The sequence below is a fragment of the Microbacterium sp. LWO13-1.2 genome (genome assembly GCF_038397725.1).
In the GTDB taxonomy this organism is placed as follows: domain Bacteria; phylum Actinomycetota; class Actinomycetes; order Actinomycetales; family Microbacteriaceae; genus Microbacterium.
The window spans coordinates 679,328-694,887 of record NZ_CP151634.1 but is presented as its reverse complement, the minus strand read 5'-3'; the positions used below and the strand labels follow the sequence as shown (position 1 = coordinate 694,887).

The window sequence follows — 15,560 nt, the reverse complement described above, 5'->3', positions numbered from 1 at the left end:
GAACCATCATGCGTCTGGAGAACAAGAAGGCCATCGTCACCGGCGGAGCCGGCGGCATCGGTCGCGCCACCTGTCTCGCGCTCGCCGCGGAGGGCGCATCCGTCGCCGTCGTCGATCTCAATGCCGAGGCCGCCGAGGCCGTTGCGGCCGAGATCCGCGCCGCAGGCGGAACGGCGATCGCCATTGCCGCCGACGTCTCCAGCGAGGCCGACATCGAGCGCGTCGTGGCCGCCTCCGTCGCCGAGTTGGGCGGCGTGAACGTCGTCTTCAACAACGCCGGCATCATCCGTCGCACCACCGCGGTCGAGACCACCGTCGAGGAGTGGGACCGCGTGTTCGGCGTCAACGTGCGCTCGATCTTCCTGATGTGCAAGCACATCGTGCCGATCATGGAGGCTGCGGGCGGCGGCTCGATCATCAACACGGGTTCCGGATGGGGGCTCAAGGGCGGCGGCCAGGCGATCTCGTACTGCGCATCCAAGGGCGCCGTCGTGAACATGACCCGCGCCCTGGCGATCGACCACGGTCCGGCCGGCATCCGCGTCAACTCGGTCAACCCCGGCGATGTGAACACCGGAATGCTCAGTGAGGAGGCCCGTCAGCTGGGGCAGGACCCGACCTCATTCCTCGCCGAGGCCGCCGACCGTCCGCTGCGCCGGATGGGCGAGCCGGGCGAGGTCGCCCAGGCCGTGGTCTGGCTCGCGAGCGACGAGTCCTCGTACGTCACCGGATCGGCTCTGGTCGTCGACGGCGGCGGGATCGCCTAGCGACCATTCCCGTGCTCGTTCCCGTCGCAGTTCGTGCGGGTGTGCGGCCGGCCGGGCGACGTCAAGGGCGACCGGAGCGGGGCGCGGCGGATGCGGTGGGGATGCGCGGGCGGGCCGGATCCGTGACATTACTCCAGTCTTATGAGTATCTTTGTTTGATCAACGGAACAAGATGATTCGAGGACACCGTGACCCCGGCGACACAGACCCTGCATTCCGAGGGCGAGCTCTTTCGGCTGGTGCGCACCGGCCGTGCCCAATCCCGCGCTGATCTGGCGCGCCTGACCGGACTGTCGGCGTCGACGGTCGCGCTCCGGGTCGAGGAGCTCATCTCCCACGGCTTCATCGAGGAGAACGGCCAGGGCGAATCCCGGGGAGGGCGTCGTCCGCGAGTGCTGGCAGTGAAGGGCGGCGGCAGCGTCGTCGCCGGCGTCGACCTCGGTGAGCGCCACGCGACGATCGCACTCCTCGACCGCCGGGCGGACATCGTCGCATCCACCGTCGTGCAGGTCTCGCTGTTCGACGGTGTCGAGAGCGTCGTCAGCCAGGTCTGGGAGTTCGCGCAGCAGTTGGCGGCGGAGCACGATGGCCTGCGCATCGAGGGGATCGCGATGAGCCTGCCCGGTCCCGTGGATTCGCGCACCTCGCGGCTGCTCGCCCCCACCCGGATGCCGGGTTGGAACGGTGTCGACGTGGGCGAGGTCCTCGGATCCGTCACCGGTCTGCCGTACCTCATCGACAACGACGCCAACGCCATGGCCGTCGGCGAGTACATCGAGCGGGGCGGCGACGAGAAGCAGCTGGTCTTCGTCAAAGCCGGCAGCGGAATCGGCTGCGGGATCATTCTCGATGGCGCGGTGTACCGGGGGTTCCGCGGGGTCGCCGGCGACATCAGCCACGTGGCGTTGCACAACGCCCCACCGATCATCTGCTCCTGCGGTCGGGTGGGCTGCCTCGACGTGGTCGCGAGCGGAGCGGCGATCGTCGATGCGTTGAAGGAAGCGGGCGTGTCGGTGGAGACGCTCGACGACGTCCTCGCCCTCGCGCAGGACGCGCACCCCAAGGCCACGTCGCTGCTGCGAGAGGCCGGCGCTCGAACGGGCGAGGTGCTCGCCACCATTATCAACTTCTTCAACCCGCAGGCGCTGGCGCTCGGCGGACGGCTCGCCACGGCCGACGCCTTCGTCGCGGGAGTCCGGCAGGCGCTGTTCACGCTCTGCCTGCCGATGTCGACCGATTCGCTCGAGATCGGCGTGAGCCGAGCCGGTGCACTTGCCGGCGCGCGCGGCGTCGGCTGGGAGCTGTTGGAGCGGATGCTCGACCCGGCGCGAATCGATGAGGAACTGCGCACACCGGCATAAAGTGCGGCAATCGATCTAAGTTTTCGCGGATTCGGATCAAGTATTGCGTTTGGCTTCGAGTGGAGCCCTAAACTCGTAGGCATGACGGAAACCCCCTCGCGCCCCCGCATCGCGATCGCCGGCATGGCGATCGAGTCCAGCACCTTCTCGCCGCATCGAGCCGGCGAACGGGACTTCCAGCGCGTCGAGGGCGACGATCTGGTGAATCGCTACGACGCCCTGCGCGACGGTGAGCTCACGGACCGTGCCGATTGGCTGCCCGTCTACTACGCGCGATCGATTCCCGGCGGTGCGGTGCTCCGCGAGGTCTACGACAGCATCAAGGCGCGGATCTGCGACGGTCTTGCCGAACTCGTCGCCGACGGTGCGACGCTCGACGGATTGTTCTTCGACATCCACGGCGCGATGAGCGTCGTCGGGATGGATGACGCCGAGGGCGACCTCATCAGCGCCATCCGCGCGGTGATCGGACCCGACGTCGTCGTCTCCGCATCGATGGACCTGCACGGCAATGTTTCGCGGACCCTCGTCGAGAACGTCGACATCATCACCTGCTACCGCCTCGCCCCGCATGAGGACACCTGGGAGACCCGCGACCGCGCGATCCGAAACCTCGTCCACGCTCTGGAGGACGGCGTCACGCCGCACCGAGCCTGGGTGCGTGTGCCGATCCTGCTTCCCGGCGAGAAGACCAGCACTCGCGTCGAGCCGGCCAAGAGCCTGTACGCCCGCATCCCGGAGATCGAGGCGCGTCCCGGCATCACGGATGCCGCGATCTGGATCGGCTACGCCTGGGCGGACGAGCCGCGCTGCCACGCCACCGTGGTGGTCACCGGCGACGACGAGGCGGCGACCGCGAGTGCTGCCGAGGAACTCGGGCGGGCGTTCTGGGATGTACGCGACGACTTCGAGTTCGTCGGCCCTCCGGGAACCCTCGATGAGGGAGTGGCCGCGGGGCTGGCGGCATCCGACACTCCGTACTTCATCAGCGACTCGGGCGACAACCCCGGCGCCGGCGGCACCGGCGACGTCACCTGGACGCTCGCGCAGCTGCTGCAGAAGCCGGAGCTCACCTCTGACGATGCGCCGGTGACGCTCTGCGCATCGGTGTTCGACAAGGGCGCCATCGACGTCCTGCGCGCCCATGGGATCGGGGATCGGGTCTCGGTCGAAGTCGGCGCGCGCATCGACAGCGGGCCGCATGGTCCCGTGGTCGTCGACGGGATCCTGCACAGTCTGCAGGAGGGGGACGTGGATGCCGGTGGCATCGCCGTGATCCGGGTGGGCGGCCTCCACGTGATCGTGACGGAGTTCCGCAAGGCGTACCACGACGTCTCGGACTTCACGTCGATCGGACTCGACCCGGCATCCGCGCAGATCGTGGTGACGAAGATCGGCTACCTCGAGCCCGAGCTCTACGCCATCATGCGCGGCTGGACGCTGGCGCTCACCCCCGGTGGCGTCGATCAGGATCTGGATCGACTCGGTCATCACCGGATCGAGCGGCCGATGCACCCCTTCGATGCTTTCGCGGAGTCTCCGGACCTGAAGGCCGAGATCGTTCGCTGAGCGAAGCCGTCGAGTTTCTTCGATTGCGAACTAAGTAAGTTACTCAAACGTAACAAGGCTGACCATTTTCCCGTACTTACTTCGGGCATGATGCAAAGTACGTCACATTTCGGACGAACGTCTCCCCGGTGAGGCGTTGAACAAGGAGGTTTCTATGCGAACTCAGTCGCTGCGTCGCCGGTTGCTCGCCCCGCTGGGCGCGCTTGCCGTCGCGACCCTCGCCCTGACCGCCTGTCAGGCGGGCACGCAGGGCGGCAACGGAGCAGAGTCCGAGAAGGACTCGGTCAGCTTCGCGCTCCAGGTGGGCACCGGACCGAACTGGATCCTGCCGATCTCGTCGCCCGACAAGATGGCCACGCACAACAGCGCCATCAAGGCGACGATGTGGCCGCGCCTGTTCGAATACAACGGCGTCGACGGAGAGATGGGCTGGGACGAGCTCGCCTCCGCCGCGAAGTCCTACGAGTTCTCCGAGGACCAGAAGACCATCACCATCACGCTCAACGACCTCGACTGGTCTGACGGCGAGCCCGTCACCTCTCGTGACGTGGAGTTCTGGTACAACCTCGTGCGCTTCAACGGCGAGCGGACCGGCGGTTACTCGGCCGGTCTCATGCCTGACAACATCGTCGCGTTCACGACCATCGACGAGAAGACCTTCTCGCTGACGATGGACAAGGTCTACAACGAGGAGTTCCTCCTCGGCAACCAGCTCAGCCTCATCTACCCGATGCCGCAGCACGTCTGGGACAAGACGAGCGCCGACGGCGAGATCGGTGACCACGACCGCGACGCCGCCGGTTCGACGCAGGTGCTCGACTACCTCTTCTCCGAGGCCGAGGACATGAAGACCTACGCCACCAACGAGCTGTGGAAGACCGTCGCCGGCCCCTACACGGTGAAGAGCTGGTCGGACTCCGGCCTCGTCGAGCTCACCGCGAACAAGAAGTACACGGGTGAAGACAAGCCCAGCATCGAGAACGTGGAGTTCCTGCCGTTCACCTCGGCAGACGCCGAGATGAACGTCGTGCGTTCCGGCGATGTCGACTACGGCTACGTCACCAGCTCGCAGCTGACGAACGAGAAGCAGTTCACAGACCTGGGTTACAGCATCGAGCCGTGGGCCGGTTGGTCGATCACGTACATGCCGTACAACTTCGCCAACCCGACCAAGGGCGCCTTCTACAAGCAGCTCTACGTGCGTCAGGCGCTGCAGCAGGCCATCGACCAGGAGACCATCTCCGAGGTCGTGTGGCACGGTGCGGCCACCCCCGACTACGGTCCCATCCCGCAGACGGCGGACTCCATCGGTCTGTCCGACGTGCAGAAGAACAACCCGTACCCCTTCGATGTGAAGGCGGCCGCGAAGCTCTTCACGGACAACGGCTGGAAGAAGAACTCCGAAGGCACCCTCGAGTGCGTGGATGCCGGAGCCGGCGCCGGACAGTGCGGCGAGGGCATCGCTGCCGGTGAGAAGGCGGAGATCGTCGTCACCACCCAGAGCGGCTCGCAGGAGACCGACAACATGATGGCGGAGATCCAGTCCTCGCTCGGCAAGGTCGGCGTCAAGATGACGATCGACTCGAAGCCGCTGGACAGCGTTCTCACCCAGGCCCAGGAGTGCAAGACCGGCACCACCTGCACGTGGGAGCTCGTCTTCTTCGGCACGGCAGGCAGCTGGTACTTCCCGCCCTACGCCACTGGTGAGCGCGTCTTCGCGAAGGACACCAAGTGGAACGCGGGACAGTACGACAACGCCGAGGCCGAGGAGCTCGTCCAGGCGATGGCGTTCTCGACCGACCCCGAGATCGCCAAGAAGTACTCGGAGTTCCTCGCCACCGACCTTCCGGTCATGTGGATGCCGAACCCGGTCTACCAGGTCTCGGTCGTCCGCGACGGACTCGACATCGCCCACCAGGACCCGGGTGCGTCGTTCCTGCCGCAGCGCTGGTCCTGGACCAAGTAACAGGTAGGTGACATGAGCGTGGTGGAAGCAGCGCCGAGCGCGCAGAAGAAGGAGAGGGCCGGCGGCTCTCGGTTCTGGTGGTACCTGTTGCGACGGGTCGGCCAGGGCGGGATCGTCATCCTCATCGTGACGCTGATTGTGTTCGCGCTGCTCCACCTCGCCATGCCGCAAGGGCCTGCGGCCGGCATCCTCGGGATGCAGGCGTCGCAGGAGCAGATCGACGCGTTCAATCGTGAGAACGGGTTCGACCTGCCTCTCTGGCAGCAGTACTTCAACTTCCTCGGGCAGCTGGTCCAGGGCGATCTCGGCGATTCGTTCAAGCTCAATCGCCCGGTGGCGGATGCCATCGGCCAGCGGCTCCCGAAGACGCTGATCCTCGCCCTCATCTCGATGCTGGTCGCGCTCATCGTCGCGATCCCGATGGGCATCTTCCAGGCGGTTCGCCGCGGCAAGACCGCGGACTACGTGCTGACGACCTGGAACTTCATCGTCTACTCGACGCCGTCGTTCTTCCTCGGGTTGATCCTCGTGATCGTGTTCGCGCAGTGGCTGCGGCTCGTGCCCGCGCAGGCGCCGCAGGGAGAGACCATCGGCGACGTGCTGGCGAATCCGGCCGGTCTGGTGCTTCCGGTGCTCACCGCCGCGCTCGGCATCATCGCCACGTTCTCGCGGTACATGCGATCGGCCACGATCGACAACCTCTCCGAGGACTACGTCCGCACAGCGCGGGCGAAGGGCACCTCGGTGCGCGTCGTGATCACCCGTCACGTCGTCCGCAACTCGCTGACGCCGGTGATCGCGATGCTGGGCTATTACCTGCCCGTGATGTTCGGCGGCATGATCGTCGTCGAGTCGCTCTTCAACTACCCCGGCATGGGTCTGCTGTTCTGGACATCGGCCCAGACATCCGACTACCCCGTCCTGCTCGGCTGCATCCTGGTCATCGCGCTCGCGACGGTCATCGGCTCGCTGCTCGCCGACATCATCCAGGCGCTGCTCGACCCGCGCACCCGTGAGGAGCTCTCGTGAGCACGACGACCATCCTGACCCGCACGCTGACCCCGCGTCAGCGCGGCATGCGGCGCTTCCTGCAGAACAAGCTCGCGGTCTTCGGCATCGTGACCATCGTGCTGTTCCTGCTCTTCTGCTTCCTGGGCCCGCTCGTGCACCCGACCGATCAGATCCACACGGACCTGCGCAGCACGATGCTTCCTCCCGGAACGGCCGGTCACCCGCTGGGCACCGACGATGTCGGCTACGACGTGCTCGGTCGCCTGATGATGGGCGGGCAGGTGTCGATCCTCATCGGTCTCGCCGCCGGTGTGCTCGCCACGGTCATCGGAACGCTGTGGGGAGCCATCGCCGGATACGTCGGCGGTGCGGTCGACACCGTGATGATGCGCGTCGTCGACGCCGGCATCGCGATCCCGGCGACGTTTCTGCTGCTCATCCTCTCCGCGATCCTGCGGCCGAGCGTGCCGCTGATGATCTGCGTCATCGGACTCGTCTCCTGGCTCGTGCCTGCGCGCCTCGTGCGTGCAGAGTCGATCTCGCTGAAGTCGCGGGAGTACGTGCTGGCCTTGCGCGCGATGGGCGGCACCCACCCCCGTGCGGTTCTCAAGCACATCGTGCCGAACACGGTCGGCACGATCGTCGTCAATGCGACGTTCCAGGTCGCCGACGCCATCCTGCTCGTCGCGTACATCTCGTTCCTCGGCATGGGCCTGCAGAAGCCGGCCACCGACTGGGGTGCCATGCTCACCAGCGGCATCACGTACACCTACGCCGGCGCGTGGTGGCTGATCTTCCCCGCCGGTTTCTGCATCGTCCTCACCGTGTGCGCGTTCAACAGCATCGGTGACGGGCTCCGTGACTTCTTCGACGTGAAGGGGCGTGCCGCATGAGCGACGCACTGCTGTCGATCACCGACCTCGAGGTCACCTTCCGCACTGAGGACGGTCCCGTCCAGGCCGTGAAGGGGATCGACCTCGAGGTTCATCCGGGCGAGGTCCTCGCTCTCGTCGGCGAGTCGGGTTCCGGCAAGTCGGTCACGGCCATGGCGGTGCTGAAGCTGCTGCCGCGCTCGGCCACCGTCACCGGTTCGATCCGCCTCGGCGGGCGCGAACTGCTGCCTCTCGGCGAGTCCGAGATGAACGCCGTGCGCGGCGCCGAGATCTCGATGGTGTTCCAGGAGCCGATGACCGCGCTGAATCCCAGCATGCGGATCGGTGACCAGATCACCGAGGCGATCCTCAACCACAGTCCCGTCTCGAAGGCCGCCGCGTGGGAGAGCGCCGTCGAGCTCCTGCAGCGGGTCGGAATCCCCGAGCCGGTCCGTCGGGCCAAGAGCTACCCGCATGAGCTGTCCGGGGGACAGCGTCAGCGCGTCGTCATCGCGATCGCCCTCGCGTGCGAGCCCCAGTTGATCATCGCCGACGAACCGACGACCGCGCTCGACGTCACCGTGCAGGCCGAGATCCTCGACCTCATCCGGCGCCTCGCGGCGGAATCGGGAACGGCGTTCCTGCTCGTCACGCACAACATGGGCGTCGTCGCCGACATCGCCGATCGCGTCGCCGTGATGTTCCGCGGCACGATGGTCGAGGTGGGCGACACCCGCACTGTCCTCACTGCGCCACGCGAGGAGTACACGAAGAAGCTGTTGAGCGCCGTGCCGTCGCTTCCCGATCTCGCCTCCGTCGTCGAGCGGAGCGTCGAAGTCCCCCAGACGGCGGCCGTGCTCGAGCTGGTCGACGCGAGCGTGACGTATCGCCGCGCCGGACGCCCGTTCCTCGCGCTCGACGGCGTGAGCCTGCGCATCCAACCGGGAGAGATCCTCGGACTCGTCGGTGAATCCGGGTCCGGTAAATCGACGCTCGGACGCGCTGCCCTCGGCCTGCTGCCGCTGTCCGGTGGCGAGATCACGCTGTTCGGCGAGAAGGTCGGCCGCGGCGGAGCATCGCGTCGCCGCGAGCGCGAGCTCCGCGGACGCGTCGGTGCGATCTTCCAGGACCCCGGTTCGAGCCTGGACCCGCGGATGACCGTCGGCGAAGCGATCGCGGAGCCGATGCTGGTGCAGCGACGGAAGTTCCCCACGACGGCCGCGCAGCGCCGAATCCGGGTGGCCGAGCTGCTCGACGCGGTCGAGCTGCCGACGAACTACGCGACCCGGTACCCGCATGAACTCTCCGGCGGCCAGCGTCAGCGCATCGGCCTCGCCAGGGCGATCGCGCTGGAGCCGGAGCTCATCATCGCCGACGAACCGACCTCGGCCCTCGACGTCTCCGTGCAGGCGGCGGTGCTCGAGGTCCTGCGCACGCTGCAGGAGAAGATGCACTTCGCCTGCCTCTTCATCAGCCATGACCTCGCCGTCGTGCACGAGATCTCCGATCGCGTCGCCGTGATGCTGAAGGGAGAGATCGTCGAGACCGGCTCTGCCGACGACGTGCTCCTCGCGCCGCAGCATCCGTACAGCCGTCGACTGCTGGCATCCGTCCCCGTTCCCGACCCGGACAAACAAGCGCTGCGGCGGGAGGCCCGGGCCGCAGCCCGGGCGATGGCGTCGTGATCGGCGCTGCCACCGACGCGACGAAGGGCCCGGAGGGACGAACGGCCGCCGAGCACGGCGGGTCCGCCGTGCTCGGCATCGACGTCGGCGGATCGAGCGTCAAGCATCTGCTCGCCAGGGCGGATGCTTCGATCGCCGAGCCTCCCGTACCGCTGGCCCGTGGACGGAACGCGACGCCGAAGCGGGCGCCGGTGGACGGGCTCGCCGCGATCGCCGAGGCGGTGCGAGGCGAACGGACGCTGACCCGGCTCGTCCTCTCGATCCCGGGGATCGTCGACGAACGCAACGGCGTCGTCGTGCGGTCCACGAACATCCCCGCCCTCGACGGGTGCGCCCTCGGCGAGCGGCTCGGAGCAGAACTCGGAATCCCGGTGGATGTGATCAACGACGGCCATGCCGCCGCCATCGCCGAAGCGTCATGGGGTGCGGGGAAGGGCGTCGAGGATATCTTCGTGCTCGCGCTCGGCACCGGTATCGCCGGTGCGCACGTGGTCGACGGCCGGGTCGTGCCCGGCGCTCACGGGTCAGCCGGCGAACTCGGGCACATCACGATCGACCCGGCCGGAAGCATGTGCTCGTGCGGAAGGCTCGGCTGCCTGGAGACGATCATCGGTGCGCCGGCGCTGCATGCCGCCTGGACGGCAGCCGGCGGCTCGGGCGGAACGGAATCGCTCTTCGCCGCGTTCGGTGCGGGCGACAGGGCTGCGACGACGATCGTGCAGCATGCTTCGTCGGCGCTCGCCGAGGCGATCCTCACGCTGTGCGCTCTCGTGGACCCGGGAGGCATCGTCATCGGTGGCGGTCTCGCTCAGGCGCCGCACCACCTGGTCACGCTGGCGGAACGGTACGTCGCGGAGCGTGCGACGTTCCACCGCGTGCCGCCGATCATCCCGGCATCCCTCGGGGAGTGGGCCGGCGTGAACGGGACCGTCCTCACCGCGCTTCGTCGGCAGCGCGCGCTGGGCTGAGCGGGCCCGCGGCGCGCTGCGCGTTCTTCGCAGGTCTGCACGTTCTTCGGACGAATTCGGCCACATCGTGCGAAGAAGCTGCTGATCTCCGAGATCCGCGCTGGCAGGCGGCGCTCTCGGACGGACCGAACGCCCAGCTCAGTCGCGTAAAATCGGCACAATGACCGACGCCCCGACTGCTCCCGCTGACGACGGCGCCGGCATCGACCCCGAAGACCTCGCCACCGCGTTGCGCGTCCTCACGCAGATGGACCAGCTCGACGAGGAGCATCCGGACTTCGTCACCATGCGCCGCGCGACAGCCGCGATGTTCAAGGCCGTCAAGCGCGTCCGGCGCAAGCAGATCCGGGATGCCATCGCCGAGGCCGACAAGGCCGTGGTCGCGCGCACCGCGACCGGCGCTCCGGACCGCATCGACGACGAGACGCGCGGCAACGACCTCGCGACCAGTGTCATCGACGCACCGATCGCCGGCGAGCTGCTGAAGCCCCGCAACTGCTACATCTGCAAGCAGCCGTACACGCTCGTCGACGCCTTCTACCACCAGCTGTGCCCCGATTGCGCGCGCTTCAGCCACGGCAAGCGCAACGCCCACGCCGACCTGACCGGCAAGCGCGCGCTGCTCACCGGCGGCCGCGCGAAGATCGGCATGCACATCGCGCTGCGGCTGCTCCGCGACGGCGCGCACACCACGATCACGACGCGCTTCCCGCGCGACGCCGTCCGTCGATTCTCGGCGCTGCCCGATTCGGGTGAGTGGCTGCACCGCCTGCGCGTCGTGGGCATCGACCTGCGCGATCCCGCTCAGGTGATCGGCCTCGCCGACTCCGTCGCCGCCCAGGGGCCGCTCGACATCCTCATCAACAACGCGGCGCAGACCGTGCGGCGCTCGCCCGGTTCCTACTCGCTGCTGGCGGATGCCGAGCTGCAGCCGCTTCCCGACGGTCCCCTGCCCGAGATGGAGACCTTCGGGCACACGAACGATCAGCATCCTCAGGCGCTGCAGGCGTCCGTCGATGCGCATCCGCTACTGTCTGTCGCCGCCCTCGGCGGCACCGTCGCCGAGCAGGGCGGCCAGTCGCTCACCGCCGAGGACCTCGCGCGGCTCGCGATGGCTCCTGGGTCGTCGTCGCTGGCGAAGCACGCGGACGGCACAGCGATCGACGCGGGCGGACTCGTTCCCGACGTGAACCGCGTGAACAGCTGGGTGCAGTCGATCGACCAGGTCGATCCGCTCGAGATGCTCGAGGTGCAGCTCTGCAACACCACGGCGCCGTTCCTGCTGATCAGCCGACTGCGGCCCTCGATGGCAGCATCCGCTGCGCACCGGAAGTACGTCGTCAACGTCTCGGCGATGGAGGGGCAGTTCTCGCGCCGCTACAAGGGCCCGGGGCATCCGCACACGAACATGGCGAAGGCCGCGCTGAACATGCTCACCCGCACCAGCGCCGGCGAGATGCTCGAGACCGACGGCATCCTGATGACCGCCGTCGACACCGGTTGGATCACCGACGAGCGTCCGCACTACACGAAGGTCCGCCTCGCCGAGGAGGGTTTCCACGCCCCGCTCGACCTCGTCGACGGCGCGGCTCGGGTGTACGACCCGATCGTGCGCGGCGAGGCCGGCGAAGACATCCACGGCGTGTTCCTGAAGGACTACGAGCCCAGTCCCTGGTGAGTGTCGCTGCTTCGGGCGCGATTCGTCGGCGAACACCGCAAGAATCGTCAAACCAAGGCGGGCAGGCTGAAGCCATGACAATCACACAGGAGCAGTTCACCGTCGTCGGCCTTCCCCTGCGCACGAACAACCGGGAGGCCGCGGCGACGATCCCGCCGCACTGGGCGGCATTCGTGCAGGCGGATGTCGCGGGCAGGACGGATGCCGGAGGAGACGTCTACGCCGTGTACGCCGATCACGAGCACGCGGGTGTCGACAACCTCGGGGACTACACGCTCATCATCGGCCACCGTGTCGCCGATGGGGCCGCCGTTCCGGAGGGGCTGGCCTCCGTGGTGGTGCCGCGATCCGAACGCGAGGTCGTCGAGCTGGAAGCAGGCCGCCCCGATCTCGTCGGCGAGGCATGGCAACGGATCTGGGCACGAGAAGACCTGGATCTCAGCTATCTCGCCGACTACGAGCGGTACGCGGCTGATGGCGGCATCGAGATCTCGCTGGGTCTACGCTCGGCATCGTGAGAGCCACGCAGTACCACCAGCAACTCGATGAGGTGACCGCGTACATCTACGAGCATCTCGATGACGATCTGGACCTCGAGATCCTCGCGGAGGTGGCGAGGTTCTCGCCGTATCACTGGCATCGCGTCTACCGTGCGGTGCGTGGAGAGACCGCGGCTCAAGCCGTGCAGCGGCTTCGGCTCGAACGTGCAGCCTCAATGCTGGTCGAGACGGACCTGTCGATCCCGCGGATCGCCCGTCGGGCCGGCTTCTCGGGGGTGGAGACGTTCACCCGTGCGCTGTCGCGCGGTTACGGCATGCCGCCCGGTCGCTTTCGCGAAGACGGTGCGCACGCGGTCTTCCGGACAGCCCAGGCGGAGCGCCTCGATGCGCATCCGTTGGAGATCCGCGAGACGGAGGAGCTCGTTCTCGCCGTCTCCCCGCATCGAGGGGCGTACATCGACATCGGCCAGGCGTTCGCGCGCGTGCGGGACCGGATGGGTGACAGTCGACGGATGATCGCGATCTACGAGGATGATCCCGAGGCCGTTCCCGTCTCCGCACTGCGTTCGGCGGCGGGAGTCGTCCTCACCGAGGATGCCGCAGTTCCGGCGCCCCTGGAACGAAGGACGATCCCGGCCGGGCGCCACGCGGTCATGCGCTATGTCGGGCCGTACGCGTCGATGCACCGGGCCTACCTCTGGCTGTACGGTCAGTGGCTGCCCGCATCGGGCGAAGAGCCTCGCGATCATCCGGTGTTCGAGGCGTACCTCACCGACCCGGCGGTCACCGCGCCGAATGACGCTGTCACCGAGATCCTGCTCCCGCTGGTCGGCTGATGATCTCGTGCCACTTGTCGGACCATGTTGCGATTGTCGGACCGATCTCGACGAATCGTCCTGCAGGTGCAACGTGGTCCGACAAGTGGCGCAGATCACTGTGTCGGCGAGGCTCAGCGGAGTTCGCGAATAAACGCTCGCACGTCGGACACGAGCATCTCGGGCTCCTCGAGAGCGGCGAAGTGTCCGCCGCGCCCTTCGACGTCGGTCCAGCGGACGATGTTGTTCGTCTTCTCCTCGGCGAAGCGCAGACCGACGTCGTGCGCGAAGACGATGACGGCGGTGGGGACACCCGAGCTCTCGGGCTGCGCGCCCCACTCGGCATCCTGCGCATAGCCGACATAGGCGGACGTGCCGCCTGAGGATGTGAACCAGTACAGCGAGGCGTTCTCGAACAGGAAGCGCTCGCCGACGATCTCGGCCGCGGGCTTCTCGGCCGGATGCGTCCACTCCTGGAACTTGTCGAGAATCCAGGCGAACTGCGCGACCGGACTGTCGGCGAGCATCGCGCCGATCAGGCCAGGGCGCGTCGACTGGATCGCGATGTAGCCGAACTCCTTCTGCATGAACTCGGAGACCCGGCGCAGGCGGTCGTGTTCCACGGGCTTCAGCGATGCGGCGGTCTCCTCGTCGAGTTCGCCCAGGAACGTTCCGAGCGAGCCGTTCGCGTGCACCCCGATCACCCGTTCCGGAGCGAGGCGCGCCATCTCCGGAGCGACACCCGCACCCACGTCGCCGCCCTGCACCGCGAAGCGCTCGTATCCGAGTCTGGTCATCAGCTCGAGCATCACGACGGCGATGTCGCCGCGCCCCCAGTCCGTGCCGACCAGGGGCATCGAGAACCCGAACCCCGGATGCGACGGGATCACGACGTCGAAGGCGTCGGAGGCGTCTGCGCCATGGGCGACCGGATCGGTGAGCGGGCCGATGAGTCCTTCGAACTCCAGGAAGGATCCCGGCCAGCCGTGCATCAGCAGCAGGGGTGTCGCATCGGGGTGCGGAGATTTCACGTGTACGGCGTGGATGTTCTGGCCGTCGATGTTCGTGATGATCTGCGGCAGCGCGTTCAGCCGCTCCTCGGTCGCGCGCCAGTCGTGCTGCGCCCATCGAGTCACGAGGTCACGCAGTTCGGTGGAGGGGATACCGGTGCTCCCGTTATCCACCGGGAGCGGGTCGGCGAAGCGCGCGTTCTGCAGCCGCGAGCGGAGGTCGTCGACCCCCGTCTCGGGGATCTCGATGTGGAAGGGGCGGATGCGGCTGTCGGTCTGGTTCGTGTTCATGTCTCCAGAATCTCGCCATAACCGGCCATAATATGTCCTGATAGCGAAAGAGACTCGGAGCATGACACGGACGACCGGACGCACTCTCGAACTGCTCTCGCTTCTGCAGGCACGACGGGAATGGAGCGGGGCGGAACTGCGCGACCGCCTCGAAGTGAGCGGGCGCACCCTCCGGCGCGACATCGACGATCTGCGTGAGCTCGGCTACGGGATCGAGGCGACCCGAGGTCGCCATGGCGGCTACCGGCTCGGCGCTGGAGCGGCTGTCCCTCCACTGACCCTCTCCGCCGACGAGTCCGTCGCGATCGCCGTCGGGCTGCGCGCCGCCGCGACGAGCGTCGTCACCGGCATCGAAGACGCCTCGGCGCGCGCACTGGCGAAGCTCGAGCAATCGCTGTCGCCGGCGACCCGCCGCCAGATCATCGACGTCGAGCGGGCGATGGTGTCGCTGTCGTCGCGCCGTGACGACGTCGACCTCGACGTGGTCACGACCGTCGCATCCGCGATCGCCGAGCGACGGCGGATGCAGATCGACTACACGCGCCACGACGGCGTCGAGGTGCGGCGAGCGGTCGAACCGCACCGCATCGTGCACACGGCGGAGCGCTGGTACCTCGTCGCCTGGGATCCGGAGCGCGAAGGCTGGCGCACCCTGCGCGTCGATCGGATGCGGCATCCGCTCATCCTGCGCGACGAGTTCCCGGAGCGTGACATCCCCGACGACGCCCTCCGTCAGTTCACGACGCGGAGCATCACCACCGCGCCCTATCCGTACCGCGCCCGGCTGCGGATGCAGGCACCGGCTGCTGTCGTCTCCCGCCACTTCGATGTCACGGTCGCCGAGGTCGTCGACGAGGGCGGCGGCACCAGCATCCTCACCGCTGGCTCGCGTTCACCCGAGGAGTTCGCCCTGTACCTCGGGATGTCCGGGATCGAGTTCGAGCTGCTGGAGGGGGAGGACGTCCGCCGTGCTCTCGTCGACATGGCGGCGAGGTTCACCCGGGCTGCCGGGGTGGCCGAGTAGATCACGCGGCCCGATCGGATGCCATCCGTCGGACCATGTTGCA

The 15,560-nt window shown here is 67.6% G+C and carries 13 protein-coding genes; 12 read left to right on the top strand and 1 reads right to left on the bottom strand.

All coding sequences use genetic code 11. From position 1 onward, the window contains the following. The first annotated feature begins 8 nt into the window (after nt 1–8). From MRBLWO13_RS03245 to MRBLWO13_RS03195, 11 genes are all read left to right on the top strand, one after another. Nucleotides 9–767, top strand: coding sequence for an SDR family oxidoreductase (locus tag MRBLWO13_RS03245; RefSeq protein ID WP_341976354.1), 759 nt, complete (start codon nt 9–11; stop codon nt 765–767). A 188-nt stretch (nt 768–955) separates the two neighbouring features. Continuing rightward, nucleotides 956–2,128, top strand: a complete 1,173-nt coding sequence (locus MRBLWO13_RS03240) for an ROK family transcriptional regulator (RefSeq protein ID WP_341976353.1) — start codon at nt 956–958, stop codon at nt 2,126–2,128. 81 nt (nt 2,129–2,209) lie between these two features. Beyond that, nucleotides 2,210–3,697: a M81 family metallopeptidase gene (locus MRBLWO13_RS03235; protein WP_341976352.1), complete on the top strand. Its 1,488-nt coding sequence runs from the start codon at nt 2,210–2,212 to the stop codon at nt 3,695–3,697. A gap of 154 nt (nt 3,698–3,851) precedes the next feature. Next, nucleotides 3,852–5,663, top strand: coding sequence for a peptide ABC transporter substrate-binding protein (locus MRBLWO13_RS03230; protein WP_341976351.1), 1,812 nt, complete (start codon nt 3,852–3,854; stop codon nt 5,661–5,663). Between the two features lie 12 nt (nt 5,664–5,675). Further along, nucleotides 5,676–6,692 carry an ABC transporter permease gene (locus MRBLWO13_RS03225; protein ID WP_341976350.1) on the top strand — a complete coding sequence of 339 codons (1,017 nt, stop codon included), beginning with the start codon at nt 5,676–5,678 and terminating at the stop codon, nt 6,690–6,692. Next, nucleotides 6,689–7,567, top strand: a complete 879-nt coding sequence (locus MRBLWO13_RS03220) for an ABC transporter permease (RefSeq protein WP_341976349.1) — start codon at nt 6,689–6,691, stop codon at nt 7,565–7,567. Before MRBLWO13_RS03225 ends, MRBLWO13_RS03220 begins: the two co-directional genes overlap by 4 nt. Further along, on the top strand, nt 7,564–9,231 hold the full coding sequence (locus tag MRBLWO13_RS03215) for an ABC transporter ATP-binding protein (protein WP_341976348.1): 1,668 nt from the start codon (nt 7,564–7,566) through the stop codon (nt 9,229–9,231). The genes MRBLWO13_RS03220 and MRBLWO13_RS03215 overlap by 4 nt, the downstream gene beginning before the upstream one ends. After that, on the top strand, nt 9,228–10,199 hold the full coding sequence (locus tag MRBLWO13_RS03210; RefSeq protein WP_341976347.1) for an ROK family protein: 972 nt from the start codon (nt 9,228–9,230) through the stop codon (nt 10,197–10,199). The genes MRBLWO13_RS03215 and MRBLWO13_RS03210 overlap by 4 nt, the downstream gene beginning before the upstream one ends. A 160-nt stretch (nt 10,200–10,359) precedes the next feature. Continuing rightward, the gene (locus tag MRBLWO13_RS03205; RefSeq protein ID WP_341976346.1) at nt 10,360–11,877 is read left to right on the top strand and encodes an SDR family NAD(P)-dependent oxidoreductase; all 1,518 of its coding nucleotides are present in this window, start codon (nt 10,360–10,362) and stop codon (nt 11,875–11,877) included. Between the two features lie 74 nt (nt 11,878–11,951). Further along, on the top strand, nt 11,952–12,395 hold the full coding sequence (locus MRBLWO13_RS03200; protein WP_341976345.1) for a GyrI-like domain-containing protein: 444 nt from the start codon (nt 11,952–11,954) through the stop codon (nt 12,393–12,395). Continuing rightward, nucleotides 12,392–13,213, top strand: a complete 822-nt coding sequence (locus MRBLWO13_RS03195) for a GyrI-like domain-containing protein (RefSeq protein WP_341976344.1) — start codon at nt 12,392–12,394, stop codon at nt 13,211–13,213. Before MRBLWO13_RS03200 ends, MRBLWO13_RS03195 begins: the two co-directional genes overlap by 4 nt. 113 nt (nt 13,214–13,326) lie before the next feature. On the opposite strand, the gene MRBLWO13_RS03190 is transcribed toward MRBLWO13_RS03195, so the two are convergent. Beyond that, complete coding sequence (locus MRBLWO13_RS03190) at nt 13,327–14,493, bottom strand: epoxide hydrolase (protein WP_341976343.1); 1,167 nt, start codon at nt 14,491–14,493, stop codon at nt 13,327–13,329. 61 nt (nt 14,494–14,554) lie between these two features. Here MRBLWO13_RS03190 and MRBLWO13_RS03185 point away from each other — a divergent pair, with 61 nt between their 5' ends. Continuing rightward, nucleotides 14,555–15,517: a YafY family protein gene (locus MRBLWO13_RS03185; protein ID WP_341976342.1), complete on the top strand. Its 963-nt coding sequence runs from the start codon at nt 14,555–14,557 to the stop codon at nt 15,515–15,517. The last annotated feature ends 43 nt before the right edge of the window (nt 15,518–15,560 follow it).

Coding starts and splice junctions, on each gene's coding strand:
- MRBLWO13_RS03245 (WP_341976354.1), top strand. CDS start 9: ATGCGTCTGGAGAACAAGAAGGCCATCGTCACCGGCGGAGCCGGCGGC.
- MRBLWO13_RS03205 (WP_341976346.1), top strand. CDS start 10,360: ATGACCGACGCCCCGACTGCTCCCGCTGACGACGGCGCCGGCATCGAC.
- MRBLWO13_RS03215 (WP_341976348.1), top strand. CDS start 7,564: ATGAGCGACGCACTGCTGTCGATCACCGACCTCGAGGTCACCTTCCGC.
- MRBLWO13_RS03185 (WP_341976342.1), top strand. CDS start 14,555: ATGACACGGACGACCGGACGCACTCTCGAACTGCTCTCGCTTCTGCAG.
- MRBLWO13_RS03190 (WP_341976343.1), bottom strand. CDS start 14,493: ATGAACACGAACCAGACCGACAGCCGCATCCGCCCCTTCCACATCGAG.
- MRBLWO13_RS03230 (WP_341976351.1), top strand. CDS start 3,852: ATGCGAACTCAGTCGCTGCGTCGCCGGTTGCTCGCCCCGCTGGGCGCG.
- MRBLWO13_RS03200 (WP_341976345.1), top strand. CDS start 11,952: ATGACAATCACACAGGAGCAGTTCACCGTCGTCGGCCTTCCCCTGCGC.
- MRBLWO13_RS03235 (WP_341976352.1), top strand. CDS start 2,210: ATGACGGAAACCCCCTCGCGCCCCCGCATCGCGATCGCCGGCATGGCG.
- MRBLWO13_RS03225 (WP_341976350.1), top strand. CDS start 5,676: ATGAGCGTGGTGGAAGCAGCGCCGAGCGCGCAGAAGAAGGAGAGGGCC.